At 30.4% G+C, this 17640-nt stretch carries 20 protein-coding genes; 19 read left to right on the top strand and 1 reads right to left on the bottom strand.

Annotation, left to right across the window (positions count from 1 at the left end; translation table 11 throughout):
• Nucleotides 1-300 precede the first annotated feature (300 nt).
• The 18 genes from LQK79_RS04975 (at nucleotide 301) to LQK79_RS04890 (ending at nucleotide 16688) form a co-directional block, all read left to right on the top strand.
• The gene (locus LQK79_RS04975) at nucleotides 301-1449 is read left to right on the top strand and encodes an aminotransferase class I/II-fold pyridoxal phosphate-dependent enzyme (RefSeq protein ID WP_231015748.1); all 1149 of its coding nucleotides are present in this window, start codon (nucleotides 301-303) and stop codon (nucleotides 1447-1449) included.
• A gap of 134 nt (nucleotides 1450-1583) precedes the next feature.
• A complete protein-coding gene (locus LQK79_RS04970; RefSeq protein WP_231015747.1) occupies nucleotides 1584-2465 on the top strand; it encodes a YicC/YloC family endoribonuclease in 882 nt (293 codons plus the stop codon).
• 16 nt (nucleotides 2466-2481) lie between these two features.
• On the top strand, nucleotides 2482-2757 hold the full coding sequence (gene remA, locus LQK79_RS04965; RefSeq protein WP_053240805.1) for an extracellular matrix/biofilm regulator RemA: 276 nt from the start codon (nucleotides 2482-2484) through the stop codon (nucleotides 2755-2757).
• Nucleotides 2758-3384 (top strand): guanylate kinase, encoded by a 627-nt coding sequence (gene gmk, locus LQK79_RS04960; protein ID WP_053240806.1) that lies wholly within the window; start codon nucleotides 2758-2760, stop codon nucleotides 3382-3384. It begins immediately after the preceding gene.
• Nucleotides 3365-3583, top strand: coding sequence for a DNA-directed RNA polymerase subunit omega (rpoZ, locus tag LQK79_RS04955; protein ID WP_053240807.1), 219 nt, complete (start codon nucleotides 3365-3367; stop codon nucleotides 3581-3583). The genes gmk and rpoZ overlap by 20 nt, the downstream gene beginning before the upstream one ends.
• 1 nt (nucleotide 3584) lies before the next feature.
• Nucleotides 3585-4778, top strand: a complete 1194-nt coding sequence (coaBC, locus tag LQK79_RS04950) for a bifunctional phosphopantothenoylcysteine decarboxylase/phosphopantothenate--cysteine ligase CoaBC (RefSeq protein WP_053240808.1) — start codon at nucleotides 3585-3587, stop codon at nucleotides 4776-4778.
• 104 nt (nucleotides 4779-4882) lie between these two features.
• A complete protein-coding gene (gene priA, locus LQK79_RS04945) occupies nucleotides 4883-7084 on the top strand; it encodes a primosomal protein N' (RefSeq protein ID WP_231015788.1) in 2202 nt (733 codons plus the stop codon).
• A gap of 19 nt (nucleotides 7085-7103) precedes the next feature.
• The gene (def, locus tag LQK79_RS04940; protein WP_053240809.1) at nucleotides 7104-7556 is read left to right on the top strand and encodes a peptide deformylase; all 453 of its coding nucleotides are present in this window, start codon (nucleotides 7104-7106) and stop codon (nucleotides 7554-7556) included.
• Nucleotides 7557-8486 (top strand): methionyl-tRNA formyltransferase, encoded by a 930-nt coding sequence (gene fmt / locus LQK79_RS04935; RefSeq protein WP_269144053.1) that lies wholly within the window; start codon nucleotides 7557-7559, stop codon nucleotides 8484-8486.
• Nucleotides 8487-8522: 36 nt separating this feature from the next.
• Nucleotides 8523-9200, top strand: a complete 678-nt coding sequence (locus LQK79_RS04930) for a zinc metallopeptidase (protein ID WP_231015746.1) — start codon at nucleotides 8523-8525, stop codon at nucleotides 9198-9200.
• A 17-nt stretch (nucleotides 9201-9217) separates the two neighbouring features.
• Entirely contained in the window at nucleotides 9218-10546 is a 1329-nt protein-coding gene (gene rsmB / locus LQK79_RS04925) for a 16S rRNA (cytosine(967)-C(5))-methyltransferase RsmB (protein ID WP_053240810.1), read from the top strand.
• A gap of 11 nt (nucleotides 10547-10557) precedes the next feature.
• Nucleotides 10558-11625 carry a 23S rRNA (adenine(2503)-C(2))-methyltransferase RlmN gene (gene rlmN / locus LQK79_RS04920; RefSeq protein WP_231015745.1) on the top strand — a complete coding sequence of 356 codons (1068 nt, stop codon included), beginning with the start codon at nucleotides 10558-10560 and terminating at the stop codon, nucleotides 11623-11625.
• Complete coding sequence (locus tag LQK79_RS04915; RefSeq protein ID WP_231015744.1) at nucleotides 11606-12352, top strand: Stp1/IreP family PP2C-type Ser/Thr phosphatase; 747 nt, start codon at nucleotides 11606-11608, stop codon at nucleotides 12350-12352. The genes rlmN and LQK79_RS04915 overlap by 20 nt, the downstream gene beginning before the upstream one ends.
• Nucleotides 12330-14279, top strand: a complete 1950-nt coding sequence (gene pknB / locus LQK79_RS04910; RefSeq protein ID WP_231015743.1) for a Stk1 family PASTA domain-containing Ser/Thr kinase — start codon at nucleotides 12330-12332, stop codon at nucleotides 14277-14279. The genes LQK79_RS04915 and pknB overlap by 23 nt, the downstream gene beginning before the upstream one ends.
• Before the next feature lie 20 nt (nucleotides 14280-14299).
• A complete protein-coding gene (gene rsgA / locus LQK79_RS04905; RefSeq protein ID WP_231015742.1) occupies nucleotides 14300-15166 on the top strand; it encodes a ribosome small subunit-dependent GTPase A in 867 nt (288 codons plus the stop codon).
• Nucleotides 15163-15816 carry a ribulose-phosphate 3-epimerase gene (gene rpe / locus LQK79_RS04900; protein ID WP_053240811.1) on the top strand — a complete coding sequence of 218 codons (654 nt, stop codon included), beginning with the start codon at nucleotides 15163-15165 and terminating at the stop codon, nucleotides 15814-15816. The genes rsgA and rpe overlap by 4 nt, the downstream gene beginning before the upstream one ends.
• Entirely contained in the window at nucleotides 15816-16451 is a 636-nt protein-coding gene (locus LQK79_RS04895) for a thiamine diphosphokinase (RefSeq protein WP_053240812.1), read from the top strand. The genes rpe and LQK79_RS04895 overlap by 1 nt, the downstream gene beginning before the upstream one ends.
• A gap of 63 nt (nucleotides 16452-16514) precedes the next feature.
• A complete protein-coding gene (locus LQK79_RS04890; RefSeq protein WP_198149892.1) occupies nucleotides 16515-16688 on the top strand; it encodes a hypothetical protein in 174 nt (57 codons plus the stop codon).
• Nucleotides 16689-16895: 207 nt separating this feature from the next.
• Here the strand turns inward: LQK79_RS04890 and rpmB are convergent, their stop codons facing one another.
• Nucleotides 16896-17087, bottom strand: coding sequence for a 50S ribosomal protein L28 (gene rpmB / locus LQK79_RS04885; RefSeq protein WP_053240813.1), 192 nt, complete (start codon nucleotides 17085-17087; stop codon nucleotides 16896-16898).
• A gap of 201 nt (nucleotides 17088-17288) precedes the next feature.
• Between rpmB and LQK79_RS04880 the strand changes: the two genes are divergently transcribed.
• Nucleotides 17289-17636 carry an Asp23/Gls24 family envelope stress response protein gene (locus LQK79_RS04880; protein WP_157055634.1) on the top strand — a complete coding sequence of 116 codons (348 nt, stop codon included), beginning with the start codon at nucleotides 17289-17291 and terminating at the stop codon, nucleotides 17634-17636.
• Nucleotides 17637-17640 lie beyond the last annotated feature (4 nt).

Here is a 17640-nt window from a genome sequence, read left to right as displayed (position 1 = left end):
ACTATAAATTATATATAATATATCTTTAGCAACAGAAATATGATAATACAAAATCAATCAAAAAACAACGTATATGAGCATAAATGCACAAAAGTTTTAATTAAATTTACAAAATAAATAAATATAAAATGCTAATTCACAAATATTTATTTAGAGAATATATTGAATAGAGATAAAGATAAATCACGCTGAAACTTCAAATTTATTTGTACAAAAATGTCATCTTCTGGGCATTATGCTACAAATGAATTTCAATAGTTGAAGCGGTTTATCTATATAGATAAAAAGTAGGAGTAAGATATGAAAATAAATAATAGATTAGCGGGAATAGAAGAATATCATTTTAAGAAAATTGAAAACTTAAAAAATAAGCTTATTAAAGAAGGAAAAGATATACTAGATTTAAGTATAGGGGATCCTGATATTTGTACAAATAAAAAAATAGTGGATGAATTTTTAAAATCCATTAATATAAATGGATTTAATAAATATCCACCATATGAAGGTATAAAAGAACTTAAAGAAAAAATCATTAAATATTATGATGAACGTTTTAATGTCAGTTTAAAAGAAGATGAGGTGCTAATTTTAATAGGTTCAAAAGAAGGAATAAATAATATAATACCTGCGGTTTGTAATATAGGAGATTCTATAATAGTGCCAAATCCTTGCTATCAGGTTTATGTTACTAGTCCTATATTGTGGGGGGTTAATACTTATAAACTTCCAATTAGAGATGTAAATAATTATTTACCAGAATTAAATAAAATACCTGAAAGTATAGCTAAAAAAAGCAAAATGTTTATAATAAATTATCCTAATAATCCAACTGGAGCTGAAGCAAATGATGTCTTCTTTAAAGAAATCGTTAAGTTTTGCTCAGATAGAGGCATGATACTAGTAAATGACTCTGCTTATATTGAAATAGTAAGAGAAGGTAAAAGACCTATTAGTCTGCTTCAATTCGATAAAGAAAAAAAATCTGTAGAGATTGGTACATTTTCAAAAACTTTTAATATGACTGGTTTTAGAATAGGATATGCCGTTGGAAATCCAAAAGTGTTAAGAGAACTTTTAAAAGTAAAAAGTAATGTGGATTCTGGTCAATTTTTGCCTATACAATATGCGGCTACCAAGGCATTAGACATTATACAATCAGAAACTAAAAAAAATAGAAAAGTTTACGATGAGAGAAGAGAAAAAGCAAAAAATATACTTAAAATAAAAAATATTGAATACTATAATAGTGAGGCTACATTTTATATTTGGTGTAAGGTTCCTAAGGAATATACTACAACTGAATTTTATGAAAGACTTATCTTAAAATATGGAATTATAACTACGCCGGGATATAGTTTTGGAAATCTTGGAAATGGATATTTTAGACTGTCTTTAACAAAGGATTTGAAAGATATAGATAAATATTTAAATCAAATTGAGGAATTTTAAGATTAAAAATAAAAAAGTACTATTAACATGTAAAAAATGTGGTATAATTGAGTTTGTTATATATAAACTCTGAAATTTCCTTATTGTTTTAAAATATGACCTTACAATACGCTCTTACGAAAGGATGATTTACAATGTTAAAAAGTATGACTGGATTTGGAAGAGCTATTTATGATAATGGTAAGAGAAATTTTACCATAGAATTAAAAAGTGTTAATCATAGGTATCTTGATATTAATGTGAAATTACCAAGAAGTCTTATATCTTTAGAGGATAAAATAAGAAGAGAAGCACAGCAGAAGCTTAAAAGAGGAAAAGTGGATATTTTTGTAACTCAAAATATTTATAATGACGATGATTATGATGTTAAATTAAATAAGAATTTAGCAGATAGCTATTATAATTGTTTGAGAAAAATAAAAGAAAGTTATGATGTAAAGGATGATATTTCTGTATCGCTTATTTCGAAATTTCCTGATGTTATATCTATAGAACAAAAAGAAGAAAATTTTGATGAAATCTGGAACGAAATTTTAATACCTCTTAAAGATGCACTTAATAAGCTTATAGACATGAGAGAAAAAGAAGGTGCAAAGCTTAAAGAGGATATAGAAAATAAATGTGATATAATAAGTGAAAATGTATGCTCTATAGAAGAAAAAGCCTCTTGTGTTGTGGAAGAATATAGAATGAAATTAGATGAAAGAATTAAAGAATTATTAGGTGGAAACAAGGAAATTGACGAATCCCGTATTTCAATGGAAGTTGCAATTTTTGCAGATAAAGCATGCATTGATGAGGAAATAGTAAGGCTTAAAAGTCATATAATTCAACTCAAGGATACCCTTCAAAAGGATGAACCAATAGGAAGAAAACTTGATTTTATAGTTCAAGAAATGAATAGGGAAGCAAATACAATAGCTTCAAAATCAAATAATATCAATATAGTACATTCTGTACTTGATATAAAAAATGATATAGAAAAAATAAGAGAACAAATACAGAATATTGAATAATATTAGGAGGATTAAGATGGGAATAAAATTAATAAATATAGGTTTTGGAAATATAGTGTCTGCAAATAGATTAATTGCAATAGTAAGTCCAGAATCTGCGCCTATAAAAAGAATAATACAGGAAGCTAGAGATAGGGGAATGCTTATAGATGCTACATATGGAAGAAGAACTAGAGCTGTTATAATAACAGACAGCGATCACGTTATATTGTCTGCTGTTCAGCCTGAAACAGTTGCTCATAGATTATCATCTAAGGATGAGGATATAGCCATAGACGAGGTTGATGAATAAATGAAAAAAGGTTTATTAATTGTAATATCTGGTCCTTCTGGTGCAGGTAAAGGTACCATATGCAAGGCTCTTTTAGAAAAGCAAGATTTGTGGATTTCAGTTTCTGCAACTACAAGGAAACCGAGAAAAGGTGAAGTAGAAGGAAAAAGTTATTTTTTTCTCGGCATAGAGGAGTTTAAAAATAGAATAGAGCATGATGGCTTTCTTGAATATGCAGAAGTTTATGGAAATTACTATGGTACACCTAAGGCAAGTGTGAATGAAAAGATAAATAATGGGGAAGATGTTATACTAGAAATAGATATACAAGGTGCGCTTAAGGTTAAGGAGAATTATTCAGAAGGTGTATTCATTTTTATACTTCCGCCTTCAATGGATGAGCTTAAAAAGAGAATAATAGGCAGAGGTAGTGAAACACCAGAGTCACTTATGAGAAGATTTAAATCAGCTTACAAGGAAATAAATTATGTATCAAAATATAATTATGCGGTTATAAATGATAAAGTAGATGTAGCTGTTAGTAAAATCCAAGGCATTATAGCTGCTGAAAAATGCAGAGTTGATAGAATAAAAGAAAACATAATAGATTCTAAGGAGGGTATTGTTCATGAACAATTCTATGATTAATCCATCAATTGTTGATTTGAAAGAAAGAGTAGGAGATAAATACTCACTGGTTGTTATAACTTCTAAAAGGGCTAGGCAGTTGATACAAGGAGAAAAACCACTTGTAAATGTAGACAGTAATAAGCCTCTTACAATAGCTATTAGTGAACTTAATCAAGGAAAAGTAAATTTTAAAGTGGTTCATGAGGGTATAAAATAAGATGGATTCTAAGAATATTGTTGTAGGTGTAACTGGAGGGGTAGCTGCATATAAAGCTTTAGATGTTATAAGTAGACTTAAAAAGAATGGCTTCAATGTTGATGTAATTATGACAAAATCTGCGGCAGAATTTGTAACCCCACTTAGTTTTCAAAGTTTAAGTGGTAATCCAGTAATAACAGATATGTTTGATGAGCCTAAGGCGTGGGAGATCCAGCATATATCTCTAGCTAAAAAAGCAGATTTACTAGTTGTGGTACCAGCAACGGCAAATATTATAGGAAAAGTTTCAAATGGAATAGCAGATGATATGCTTTCAACTACAATAATGGCAGCAGCTTTAAGATGTCCTGTTGTTTTTGCACCTGCTATGAACACGTATATGTATGAAAATCCTATAGTACAGGATAATATAAAAAAGCTAAAAGATTATGGATATAGTTTTATAGAACCTGAAAGTGGGAGACTTGCGTGTGGAGATACTGGCAAAGGTAAGCTTTGTGATACAGAAACAATTTCAGAAACAATAAGAAGTATCTTGTATGATATAAAAGATTTAAAAGGGAAAAAGGTAATGGTTACTGCAGGACCAACAATAGCACCGATAGATCCTGTAAGATACATAACAAATAGGTCAACTGGGAAAATGGGCTATGCTATAGCTGAAGAAGCAAGAGATAGAGGTGCAAAAGTCACTCTTATAAGTGGTGAAACAGGTATAAAAGCTCCTTTTGGCGTTAATGTTGTAAAAGTTTCTACTAATGAGGAAATGCTTAAGGCAGTTTTAGATAACTTCTCATGTAATGATATAGTTGTTAAAGCAGCAGCAGTATCAGATTATAAAGCTAAGAATTACAGCAGCAAAAAGATAAAGAAGTCTGAAGATAATTTGCTTATAGAGTTTGTGAAAGACAATGACATATTGAAAAAACTTGGTGAAATAAAAACAACTCAGATTTTAGTTGGATTCGCAGCAGAAAGTAATGATCTTATAGAAAATGCTATGTTAAAGCTTAAAAGAAAAAATTTGGATTACATAGTAGCTAATGACATTACAGCTTTTGATACAGGTTTTGGAAGCGATAATAATAAGGTTTTTATAATTTCCAAAGGAAAAAATATTTTGGAATTTGATAAAATGAGTAAAAAAAATGTTGCAAGAGAATTATTTAATTTGATTAATAAAAAGCGCTAAATGCGCTTTTTATTTGCTTAACTAATGTGACTTTGTTAGAAGTGTATCCAAGTTTAAGAGGATTCAATGTTCTCTTAAATCTTATTGATTTAAAGGGTGATACGGTGAATAATTATATTGGAGTAATAGTAGACAGCGAAGCAGTTTCACTTGATAGAATATTTACATATAAAATTCCAGAGATTTTAAAGGAAAATATTAAATTAGGTCAAATTGTTAAAGTGCCTTTTGGTATGGGAAATAAAAAGGTAAATGGCTTTGTTTTAGAATTTATCAGCGATGTGGATGAAAATATTAAGATAAAAGAAATAAGCAGTATTGTTACTAACTATTCCGTTATTACAAAAAAAAACATAGAACTAATATTTAAAATGAAAAAAAGATATTTTTGCAGCTATATAGATTGTATTAAACTTATGATACCAACGGGAATAACAAAAGGAATAAAGCATAAAACTAATTATGTAATATGTATTAAAAATGAACTTATAGAAAAGCTAAAGAAGAGACCTTACATAGATATTTATGATGCTGTAAGAAAATATAATGGAGTGTATACTAAAAGTGAATTGAATCATAAATTTAATTTTTCGTTGTCATCTATAAACACAATGATAAAGCATGAAGTGCTAGAAGTTCTGGAAAAAGTGGTTTCAAGATGTGATAATAGGGTTTTTGATAAATACGAAGAAAAAGTATTGAATGAAAGGCAGCATGAGATTGTAAATTCAATCATAGATTCTAAATTAAAAAAATTTTTGATTCACGGTGTTACTGGAAGTGGTAAAACAGAAATATATATGTCGCTTGTAAAAAAGATGATAGAGGAAGGAAAAGAGTCTATTATACTTGTTCCAGAGATATCACTTACTCCTCAAATGGTAGAGAGATTTAAAGGTAGATTCGGAAGTGATGTTTCAGTTTTCCACAGTAAGCTTTCAGATGGAGAGAGATATGATGAATGGTTAAGAGTTAAAAGTGGTGAAGTTAAAGTGGCCGTTGGAGCAAGATCGGCTATATTTTTGCCATTTAGAAATTTAGGTATCATAGTAATTGATGAGGAACATGAAGGAAGTTATAAATCTGAAAGTGATCCTAAATACAGTGCAATAGAAATAGGTGAAATGAAAAGTGAAATTGAAAATTGCAAGCTTGTACTTGGCTCAGCAACTCCATCTATAGATACGTATTATAAATGTGAAAATAATCAATATACTTTACTTAATATAAGTGAAAGAGCTGACGGTGCTTCGATGCCAGAAATATCTGTAGTAGATATGCGAGATGAACTTAAGGAGAATAACAAGTCTATATTTAGTAGAGAACTTTATGCAGCTATTAAAGAAACCTTAGAAAAAAAAGAACAAATAATATTATTTTTGAATAGAAGAGGCTTCTCAACCTTTGTATCATGTAGAAAGTGCGGTTTTGTATTTAAATGTAAAAACTGCGATGTGCCTATGACTTATCACAGCGATAAAAAATATCTTATATGCCATTATTGTGGCAGTACAGAGGAAATACCTAAAATATGTCCTAAATGCGGCAGTAAATATGTTAAGTATTTTGGTGTTGGTACTGAAAGAGTAGAAAGAGAAGTTAAAAAAATATTTAGTGCAGCAAGAGTTTTGAGAATGGATAAAGACACTACAGGTAAAAAAAATTCTTATGAACTTATATATAATTCTTTTAAAAATGGAGGAGCAGATATATTAATTGGCACTCAAATGATAGCAAAAGGATTTGATTTCAAAGAAGTCACACTTGTAGGAATTGTTGCTGCCGATCTTACTCTTAATATTCCAGATTATAGGGCGGCAGAAAGAACTTTTCAACTTATATCTCAGGTTAGTGGAAGAGCTGGAAGAGGTAGTAAAAAAGGTAAAGTTATAATTCAGACATATACCCCAGAAAGTTATGCAATACAATATTCTTCTAAAAATGATTATAAAAACTTTTATAAAACTGAGATAATGCTAAGAGAGGGTATGAATTATCCACCATTTTCTAAAATATGTATTGCTAATATGAGCTCAAAAAATGAAACTTTATTAATAAAATATACACAAATAATTGGCAGTTTTTTTAAAAATAAGTTTTCAGGCTGTGATAATATTGATATATTAGGACCATGTCCTTCACCTATTGGAAAAATCAATGAATTTTATAGATGGCAAATTTTGCTTAAGGGTGAAGTTACATACAATACAGCTGATTTTGTTAAAAAATCTATTTATGAAATATTAAAAAAAGATTATAATGTTATAAGGATATCAATCGATATAAATCCTTTAAGCTTATTATAAATTATTTGGAGGTAATAGTATGGCGATAAGAAATATAAGACAATATGGTGATGAACTACTCAGAAAGAAAAGTAGAAAAGTAGATAAAATAGATAAAAGAATCTTAACATTAATTGAGGATATGAAGGAAACCATGTATAGTGCCAATGGAGTTGGACTTGCTGCACCTCAAGTTGGAATACTTAAAAGAGTTGTAGTTATAGATGTAGGTGAGGGTCCTATTGCTTTTATAAATCCAGAAATATTAGAGACAAAAGGAAGATATGTTGATAGCGAAGGATGTTTAAGCATACCAGGTAAAGATGGAATGGTAGAAAGGCCAGAATATGTTAAAGCTAAAACTCTAAATGAAAAAGGAGAAGAAATAATAGTGGAAGGTACACAGCTTATGGCAAGAGCAATGTGTCATGAGTTTGATCATTTAGATGGTGTTTTATTTATAGATAAATTAATTGAAAGCGGTGAAGAATAATTGAATATAGTTTTTATGGGTACACCTGAATTTGCTGTGCCATCATTAAAAAAACTTATAGAAAATTATGATGTGAAAGCTGTTTTTACTCAACCAGATAGACCAAAGGGTAGAGGAAAAAAATTAGCAATGTCTCCTGTAAAAGAAATTGCTTTAGAATGTAATATTCCTGTGTTTCAGCCTGTAAGTTTAAAAAAGGAGCCTGAATATGTTGAAAAGCTTAAAGAAATAAAACCAGATTTTATAGTAGTAGTGGCTTTTGGGCAGATTTTATCAGAGGAAGTTTTGAATATACCTAAATATGCATGTATAAATGTTCATGCATCACTTCTTCCTAAATATAGAGGATCTGCACCTATAATTTGGTCTATAGTAAATGGAGAAAAAAAATCTGGTGTCACTACTATGCTTATGGCTAAAGGAATTGATACGGGAGATATGCTTTTAAAGTGTGAAACTGATATTGATTTTGATATGACAGCAGGACAGCTTCATGATATTCTTTCAGAAAAAGGTGCACAGCTTCTTTTAAATACAATAGAAGACTTTAAAGATGGTAAAATTGCACCTCAAAAACAAAATGATGAGGAAGCTTCTTATATTTCAGTAATTTCAAAAGATTTAGGTGAAATTAATTGGAATAACGATGCTGTTAAAATTCATAATCTTATAAGAGGATTGAATCCATGGCCTTCAGCATATACTCATTATAAAGATAAAGTTATGAAAATACACAAGACAAAGGTAATTGATAGTGATTTTGAAGGCACACCGGGACTAATAACTGATGTAAGTAAAGATGGAATAAAGATAGAGACGACTAAAGGAAAACTTCTTGTAACGTCAATTCAATTTCCAGGTAAAAAAATAATGAGTGTTAAAGATTATATTGCAGGTAATACTATAGAAAAAGGTACTATTTTAAAATAAAGCCTAAAATAAAAATTAGATAAAGAGGTGTTTAGAATGTATTTCGATGCTACATATATTTTATTGATTCCAGCTATTTTGCTTTCTTTTTGGGCTCAAGCAAAAATTAGTTCTGCGTTTAATCATTATTCACAGGTTAGAAGTATAAATGGTTATACAGGAGCAGATGCAGCACGGAAACTTTTAGATGCCAACGGTTTATATGATGTGCCTGTAGAAGTTGTACCAGGAAAACTTACTGATCATTATGATCCAGCAAATAGAGTAATGAGACTTTCAGAGGAAGTTTATTATGGAACTTCTGTGGCTTCAATTGGAGTGGCAGCGCATGAAACAGGTCATGCTTTTCAGCATAAGCAGCATTATGCTCCACTTGAAATAAGGAATGCCATAGTACCAGCTGTTAATTTGAGTTCTAGCGCATCATGGATATTGTTCTTTGTAGGAATCATATTTAGTATTCCATTCCTTGCAAGAATTGGTGTTGTTCTTTTTGCAGCAGTTGTTGTATTTCATCTCATAACTTTACCAGTTGAATTTGATGCATCAAGTAGGGCTCTAAAACTTCTTGAAAGTAGAGGAATACTTTATGGTGATGAGGTAAAAGGGGCTAAAAAAGTACTTAGTGCAGCGGCGATGACGTATGTAGCAGCAGCATTAATGGCAGTTTCACAATTACTTAGACTTATAATTATAAGTAGAGACAGAGATTAAAGAAAAGGAATAAAAATATGGTAAATGCGAGAAAAGTTGTTATAGATGTTTTAAATGAAGTGTTTTTCAATAATTCATATTCAAATATAAGTCTTAATAAAACTTTAAAAAGTTCGGGCTTAAGCCAAAGCGACAAGGGACTTGTAACAGAAATAGTGTATGGAACTATAAAATATAAATATACAATTGATGTCATCCTTAAAAGGTTTATAACGGTTAAGTTTAGTAAGCTGGATAAAATTATATTAAATATACTTAGAAGTTCTGTATATCAGATAAAGTATCTTGACAGAATACCTGATTTTGCAGTTGTAAATGAAGGCGTTGAACTTGCAAAAAAATATTCATCTCTTAAGTCTTCTAAGTTTGTAAATGGTGTTCTTAGAAACTATCTAAGAAGGTTAGATGAGGATTTTTGCAATTCCAAAGATAAAATTAAGGTTCTTGCATTTAAATACTCCTTTGAACCGTGGATGGTTAACTTTTTCATAAAGCAATATGGTGCTGAAAATATTGACAGTATACTAGGTGGATTAAATTCTACGCCTAATGTTACAGTTAGAGTAAATTCACTCAAAGTAACTTACGATGAAATGTTTCATAAGTTGCAGGAGTTAGGTTACGATATTGAAGAGGGATATATATGTCCTGAGGCTATAAAAATAAAAAGAGGCAGCAGTATAGAGAATAATCCACTATTTTTGGAAGGAGATTTTACTGTTCAAGATGAGAGTGCAATGCTTACAGTTCCATGTATGGAAATTGATAAGGACATGTATGTTATGGATTTATGCAGTGCACCGGGTGGTAAAACAACTCATATAAGTGAAATTTCAAACAATACTGGAGTTGTATATGCTTTTGATGTACATAAAAATAAATTAAGATTTATAGAACAGAATGCTAAAAGACTTGGCATTACAAATATAAACTGTGATGTAATGAACGCTGAGGTGTATAACGAAAAATTTAGGGGAAAAGCTGATAGAATATTAGTTGATGTTCCATGTTCTGGTCTCGGTATCATAAAGAAAAAGCCCGAAATAAAGTGGAATAAAAGTATTAATGATTTAAAAGAATTGTGTGGAATTCAAGAAAAAATACTTCAGAATGCTTCTAAATATTTGAAAAAATGTGGGGTCATACTTTATTCAACTTGTACTCTTAATAAGGATGAAAATGAAAATAATATAAAAAGATTTATAGCTAGTCATAATAATTTTAAAATAGAGGAGATATTTTTTGGAGATGCTCCAAATATAAGGTATGGTGAATACGGTGTTACAATACTTCCAAATGAACACATGGATGGTTTTTTTATGTGCAAATTAAGGAAATTGTGGTAGGTGAATGTTAAATGGAAAATATTTTAGACCTGAGTTTAGATGAACTTAAAAATTGGATGGAAACTCATGGCGAAAAATCTTTTAGAGCTAAACAAGTAAATGATTGGATTTATAAAGGAAACTTTAGTTTTTCCGATATGAAAAATATCCCTAAAAGTACTACTCAAAAATTAAGTGATAGCTTTTATTTAGGAATACCTAAAGTGATTAAAAGATTGGATTCAAAGTATGGTGACACTAGTAAATTTTTATTTGAATACAACGATGGAAATGTAATTGAATGTGTTATAATGAAATATGATTATGGAAATTCGATATGCGTATCAACCCAGATTGGATGTAGAATGGGGTGCAGTTTTTGTGCATCTACTATTGGCGGACGTATAAGAAATTTAACAGCAGGAGAAATTCTTGCTGAAGTACTTGAGGCACAAAACGAAATTGGTGAAAGAATATCTAATATAGTGCTTATGGGAAGTGGTGAACCCCTAGATAATTATGATAATGTAATCAAATTTATAAGACTCGTCAATGATAATCAGGGCTTGAATATAGGTCAAAGACATATTACACTTTCCACCTGCGGAATAGTACCTAAAATATATGATTTAATAAAAGAAGATCTTCAAATTACACTTGCAATTTCTCTTCATGCACCAAATGATAATTTAAGAAAAAAAATCATGCCAATTGCTAATAAATATAGTATTAGCGAAATAATTGATGCATGCAGTAATTATTCTAAAATCACCAAAAGAAGAGTTACCTTTGAATATTCTTTGGTAAAGGATGTTAATGACAGCATCGAAAATGCAAGAGAACTATCAATCCTACTTAAAGGAATGTTATGTCATGTAAATATAATTCCAGTAAATTCAGTCAAGGAAACCTCATATGAAAAACCTTCTAAAAATACTATTGAAGAATTTTCAAGGGTTTTATCTAAAGCTGGCATAGAAAATACAGTTAGAAAAGAAATGGGCTTAGATATTAATGCGGCATGCGGTCAACTGAGAAGAAATTACTTAAATCAAAGTGATGATGATAAGAGGTGTGAAGATGGTAGGAATAGTATCTGATATTGGTAATGTTAGAAAGCTAAATGAAGATTATGCTGATTATTACGAAGATGGAGATTTAAAACTTTATATTATTGCAGACGGAATGGGAGGGCACAATGCCGGTGAAGTTGCAAGCAAAATTGCAGTTGAAGCTACTATAGAATACATAAAGTGGAAAAGCGATATTAAAGAAGAACAAATGGGAATACTTCTTGAAAATGCAGTTCACTATGCTAACGAAAAGATATATGAAAAATCAAAGGTTTCAGAACGCTTATCTGGAATGGGCACTACTATAACTGCATGCTTGGTAAAGAATAACAGTATGGCTGTAGCTAATGTTGGGGATAGCAGTTGCTTTACAATTACAAAAAATGAAATAAAAAAAATAACTAAAGATCATTCTCTTGTACAACAGCTTGTTGATACTGGTACCATAACTGAGGAAGAGGCAATGACTCATCCTAATAAGAACATAATAACAAGGGCACTTGGAACTAGTGAATTTGTGGATGTTGATATTTTTAATATAGATTTAACTGAAGTTAATAAATGTGTATTATCTACTGATGGGTTGACCAATGGGGTAACTACTCAGGACATTTACAATATTGTAATTAAAAATGATAACAATGAAGCCTGTAGTAAACTCGTTGAATTAAGCAAAATAAAGGGAAGTAGAGATAATATATCAGTTATTGTATTTGGAGGAGAGTGTAGAGATGATAGGAACTGTTCTAAGTAATAGATATAAATTGGAGGAAAAAATAGGTGTAGGTGGCACAGCGATTGTATACAAAGCAAAGGATACAGTTTTAAATAGAAATGTAGCTGTGAAGGTTCTTAAAAATGAACTTTCCGATGATGATGATTTTGTGGCTAAATTTAAGAGGGAAGCAACATCTGTTGCAAGTATTTCAGATATCAATATTGTCAATATATATGATGTTGGTGCAGATGGAAGAGTAAATTATATAGTTATGGAATACATTGACGGAAAAACTCTTAAGGAAATAATAAAGCAAGAAAAGCGAATAGATACAAAGAGGCTTATAACAATAGCTATTCAAATCAGTAAAGCTCTTGATTGTGCTCATAAAAATAATATTATTCATAGGGATATAAAACCTCATAATATAATGGTTACAAAAGATGGAATTGTTAAGGTTACAGACTTTGGAATAGCAAAAGCTTCAAATTCAGTTACAATTACAAGTACAGACAAAGTAGTTGGGTCTGCACATTATTTATCACCTGAACAGGCGCAGGGAAAAAAGGTTGATTGCAGAACAGATATATACTCTTTTGGAATAGTTCTTTATGAAATGGTAACGGGTAAAGTTCCTCATGATGCAGATACTCCTGTTTCTGTAGCTTTAAAGCATATACAAGAACCAGTTGTTCCTCCGAAGAATTTAAATGAAAATATACCAGAATCACTTAATAGTTTGATTTTAAAGTGCCTTCAAAAAAATCCTGATGACAGATATCAAAATGCAAGACAAATATTAAATGATCTTATTAGAATGAAAAGTAATTATAAAATAGATGATTTTGACGAGACTATAAGTGTAGATGACGATGAAGATTACACTAGAGTAATGGAACCAGTAAAGGCAAAAGGCTTAGAAAAAGATCTTACTAAGAACAAAGATGGTTTTGAGGATAATGAAGGTTTAGAAGATGCAGAAGATCCAGAAGAAGATGAACCTAAAAATAATAAAGTAAGCAAAAAGAAAAAGATAATAGCTGCATCTATTATAGGAGTCATAATATTGGCTGGCTGTGTGTTATTTTTTGCACTTGGAGCAGGACTTCTTGGAGGAAGTTCGGTTAGTAGGGTTAAGGTTCCGAAGATTATTGGACTTAAAGAGGGAGATGCTAAAAAAGCTGTTGCTAATGTAAAATTAAAATTCGAAGTTGTTCAAAGAACAAAAAGCGATAAGCCAGTTGGAACAGTAATAGCATGCTCTCCAAGTGAAAATACGGAAGTTGATGAAGGCACTACAGTAAGAGTAGATATAAGTTCAGGTCAAGAAACAAGTACAGTTCCTACACTTTTTATGTTATCAGAAAGTGAAGCGAAAGATCAAATAACTAAAAGTGGGTATAAGGTTGGAAATATTAGAAGAATAAGTAGTAATGAAGTTCAAAAGGGATATGTAATTGATCAAGATCCATCAGGAGGAAGTAGTCTTGAAAAAGGTAAAACTATAGATTTAGTTATAAGTACTGGTTCTAGTGAAAGCGATACTGTAATTGTACCAGATGTATCAGGCAGAACACAAAGTGATGCAAGTGCAGCACTTAAGGCTTCTGGATTTAATGTAAATATTCAAATGAAATATACCACTGATTCAAGTAAGGATGGCATAGTTGAATCTGAAACCCCAGGGCCTGGTACAAAAGTTGCTAAAAATTCAACTGTTACTATTATAGTTTTAAAGTATAATTCAACAGCACAATCAAATAATAATAACAATACTAACACAAATACGCAGGCGACCAGTACTAATACTAAGAGTGGTGGGCCACAGGGCAACGGTGGTAGCAATACAACACCTCCTACACAGCCAAGCAATAATCAGCAGGGTAGTGGAAATACTACGACATCTACAGGTAACGGTCAGGAAGGCTCAAACACTCAAAATGGTAGTGGTGATAAAAAGTAAATTTTGTAATTGGAGGATTTATGCAAGGGATAATAGTTAAAGGTATAGCAGGATTTTATTATGTTAAAGTTGGGGAAAAAGTATATGAATGTAAGGCAAGAGGGAAATTTAGATTTAATGAAATGACTCCTATTGTTGGTGATAGAGTTTTAATATCTGTCGATGGTGACAAAGGGGTAATAGATAAAATTCAAACTAGATTTAATGAACTTAAAAGACCACTCGTAGCCAATATTACTCAGGCATTTGTAGTATTTGCTATGAGAAATCCTAACTTTAATAATGATTTGTTTAATAAGTTTCTTGTTTTATGTGAAGCAAAGGAAATAAAGCCGGTTATATGTTTTAACAAAATAGATATGGCTTCTGATGATGAGATTTCAAACATGAAAAGTATTATAGAAACAATTGGTTATGAATACGTAATGTTAAATGCAAAAAGTGGAATTGGCATGGATGCTTTAAAGGATAAATTAAGTGGAAATGTAACTGTAGTATGCGGCGTTTCAGGAGTTGGAAAATCTACTATATTTAATGGATTAGTAGGCAAAGAAGCTATGCAAACTGGAGATGTAAGTGAAAAAATAAAGAGAGGTAAACATACAACAAGACACAGTGAACTTATAGAACTCAATGGGGGATTCTTAGTTGATACCCCAGGGTTTTCCTCTCTTGACATAAAATTTTTGGAAACTGAGGAACTTAAAGAATTGTTTCCGGAATTCTTAAAATATAGTGATATGTGCAAATTTTCAGGATGCCTTCATTACAAGGAACCTGAATGTGAAGTTAAAGAGGCAGTAAATCAAGGGAAAATACATAAAAGCAGATATGACTTTTATGTTAGTGCCTTAGAAGAACTAAAGGCTAGGAGGAAGTATAAATGATTAAATTAGCACCATCAATTTTATCAGCAGATTTTTCAAGATTAGGAGAGCAAATAAAAGTTTTAGATAAATCTAATGCTGATTTTATACATATCGATGTAATGGATGGTAATTTTGTACCTAATATTAGTTTTGGCTTTCCTATAATAAAGTCTATAAGAAATTACACTAAAAAAACATTTGATGTTCATCTTATGATAGAGGATCCATCAAGATATATAGAAGAATTCGTAAAATGTGGCGCTGATATTATTACAATTCATTATGAAGCTGATAGACACATTGATAGAACTATTAATTATATAAAAAGTTTTGGAATAAAGGCTTGTATTGCGTTAAATCCAGGGACACCGGTTATGTGTATTAAAGATATATTAGGTTCAGTAGATATGGTACTTATAATGACAGTTAACCCTGGTTATGGGGGACAAAAATTTATTGACTATTCTTTGAATAAAATAAAAGAAGTAAAGGAACTTTCTAAGGATATTAATGAGGATATTTTAATTGAAGTAGATGGCGGAATTGGAGCTAATAATATAAAAAATGTAGTAAAAGCTGGAGCTAATGTTATAGTTGCAGGTTCAGCTGTATTTAAAGATAATGCAATAGAAGAAAATATTAATTTATTAAAAGGAAGCATAATTTAATGAAAGTAGTTATAATTTCTGGAGGCAAGGAGCCATCTGAGAAGCTTTTAATGGACGAGCTAAAAAACTGTGATTTTTTAATATGTGCCGATAGTGGTGCAAATTGCTTGTACAAGTACCGAATAAAACCTAATATTTTGCTTGGAGATTTTGATTCTATAAGTAAAGAAGCTTTTGAATATTTTAAAAATAATTGCATTAATGTATTTAAATATCCAAAAGAAAAAGATTTTACTGATACTGAATTAGCACTTTCTGAGGCTTTAAAATTGGATGTAAATGAAGTCGTTTTTTTGGGATGTACAGGTACAAGACTTGATCATCTTTTTGGAAACATGGGGCTGCTTTTAAGATGCAATAAAAGAGGAATAAAAGCATGCATAAAAGATGATAATAACACAATATTTATAATAGATAAGACATCTGTACTGGAAGGCAAAAAAGGTGAGATGTTTTCAATACAAGCATATATGAATGAAGTTAAAAATTTATCCATAGAGGGAGCCAAATATCCTCTTCTTGATTATAATCTGAAGTTTGGAGATCCAAGGACCATATCAAATGAATTTTTGGATGTAAGTGTTAAAATAACTTTTGAAAAAGGATATGTAATTGTATTTAAATCTAGAGATTAATGAGTAAACTTTTTTAGTGATTCAGCATATAATGTTAGTGAGTTACTAAAGGAGGTGCTTGTTATGTCAAAAAGTTTTAAGAAGAAAATTGAAAAAAATACGCTTGGTTTAATAGTAACCTCTGTAGGTGCTGGTATAATAATCGCTGTTGTAATACCAGTTTGTGGATGGATAATTGCAGTTGGAGCAGGGCTCATATATTTAGGTTGGTATTTAATAGAACATTGCCATAATTGAGTATTTAAATGCATATAAATTATATATAGATAATAGTGTATTTGTGATTATATTTTAGGAGGGGATATAGTATGAAAATTATCGCCGTAAAGCTTCCAAAATTTTTATCGACCATAATCAAAGTTTTTGTGAGAAAAAAAAATTAAACATAAAACTAAATTTAATGTAAATAAAAAATGCAATTGATAAACAACTGCATTTTTTATTTTATATAGCACGCTGTACTTTTCCTGAACGTAAGCATCTAGTACATACATGAATAGTTTTTGGAGTTCCATTAACTACAGCTTTAACTGTTCTTATATTAGGAAGCCATGTTCTTTTTGATTGATTATGTGCATGGCTATATTGTACGCCAGCAACAACACCTTTTCCGCATATATCGCATTTTCTTGACATTATGTATACACCTCCCTTATATATGTAAAAAATACATTCCAAACAAAACACATATCATATTTTATCATATATTGAGCAAAATATGCAAGAGAAAATTAATTTCTTTTCATAAATTATAGCAATTAAATTTTTAAACTTATTGAATAATTGTTTGTTTTAATATAAAATTGTATTATGCTTATAGTTAAGGAGGAATTTAAAATGATGCAGATTTCCAATGAAAATGGTAATATAAATTTTTCTGTGGAAACACTTGCTAATATTATAGGGGTTTCAACTATGGAATGTTATGGTGTAGTTGGTATGGCTTCTAAAAATGCTAAGGATGGACTCTGGGAGCTCATAAAAGGCGGAAATTTAAGCAAAGGTGTTAAAATAAATTGTAAGGAAAATAAATTAAGTGTTGAGTTATATATTATAGTTGAATATGGCACAAAAATTTCAGTTATAGCAAACAATATAATTCAGAAAGTAAGATATAATGTAGAGAATTACACAGGACTAAAGGTTTCAAGTATAACAGTAAATGTGCAAGGTGTAAGAGTCTAAGGAG

The sequence above is a fragment of the Clostridium guangxiense genome (assembly GCF_021043395.1).
Classification (GTDB): Bacteria; Bacillota; Clostridia; order Clostridiales; family Clostridiaceae; genus Clostridium_S; species Clostridium_S guangxiense.
Note: the sequence above shows the minus strand (reverse complement) of the source record. Positions and strands in the feature narration are given on the sequence as shown.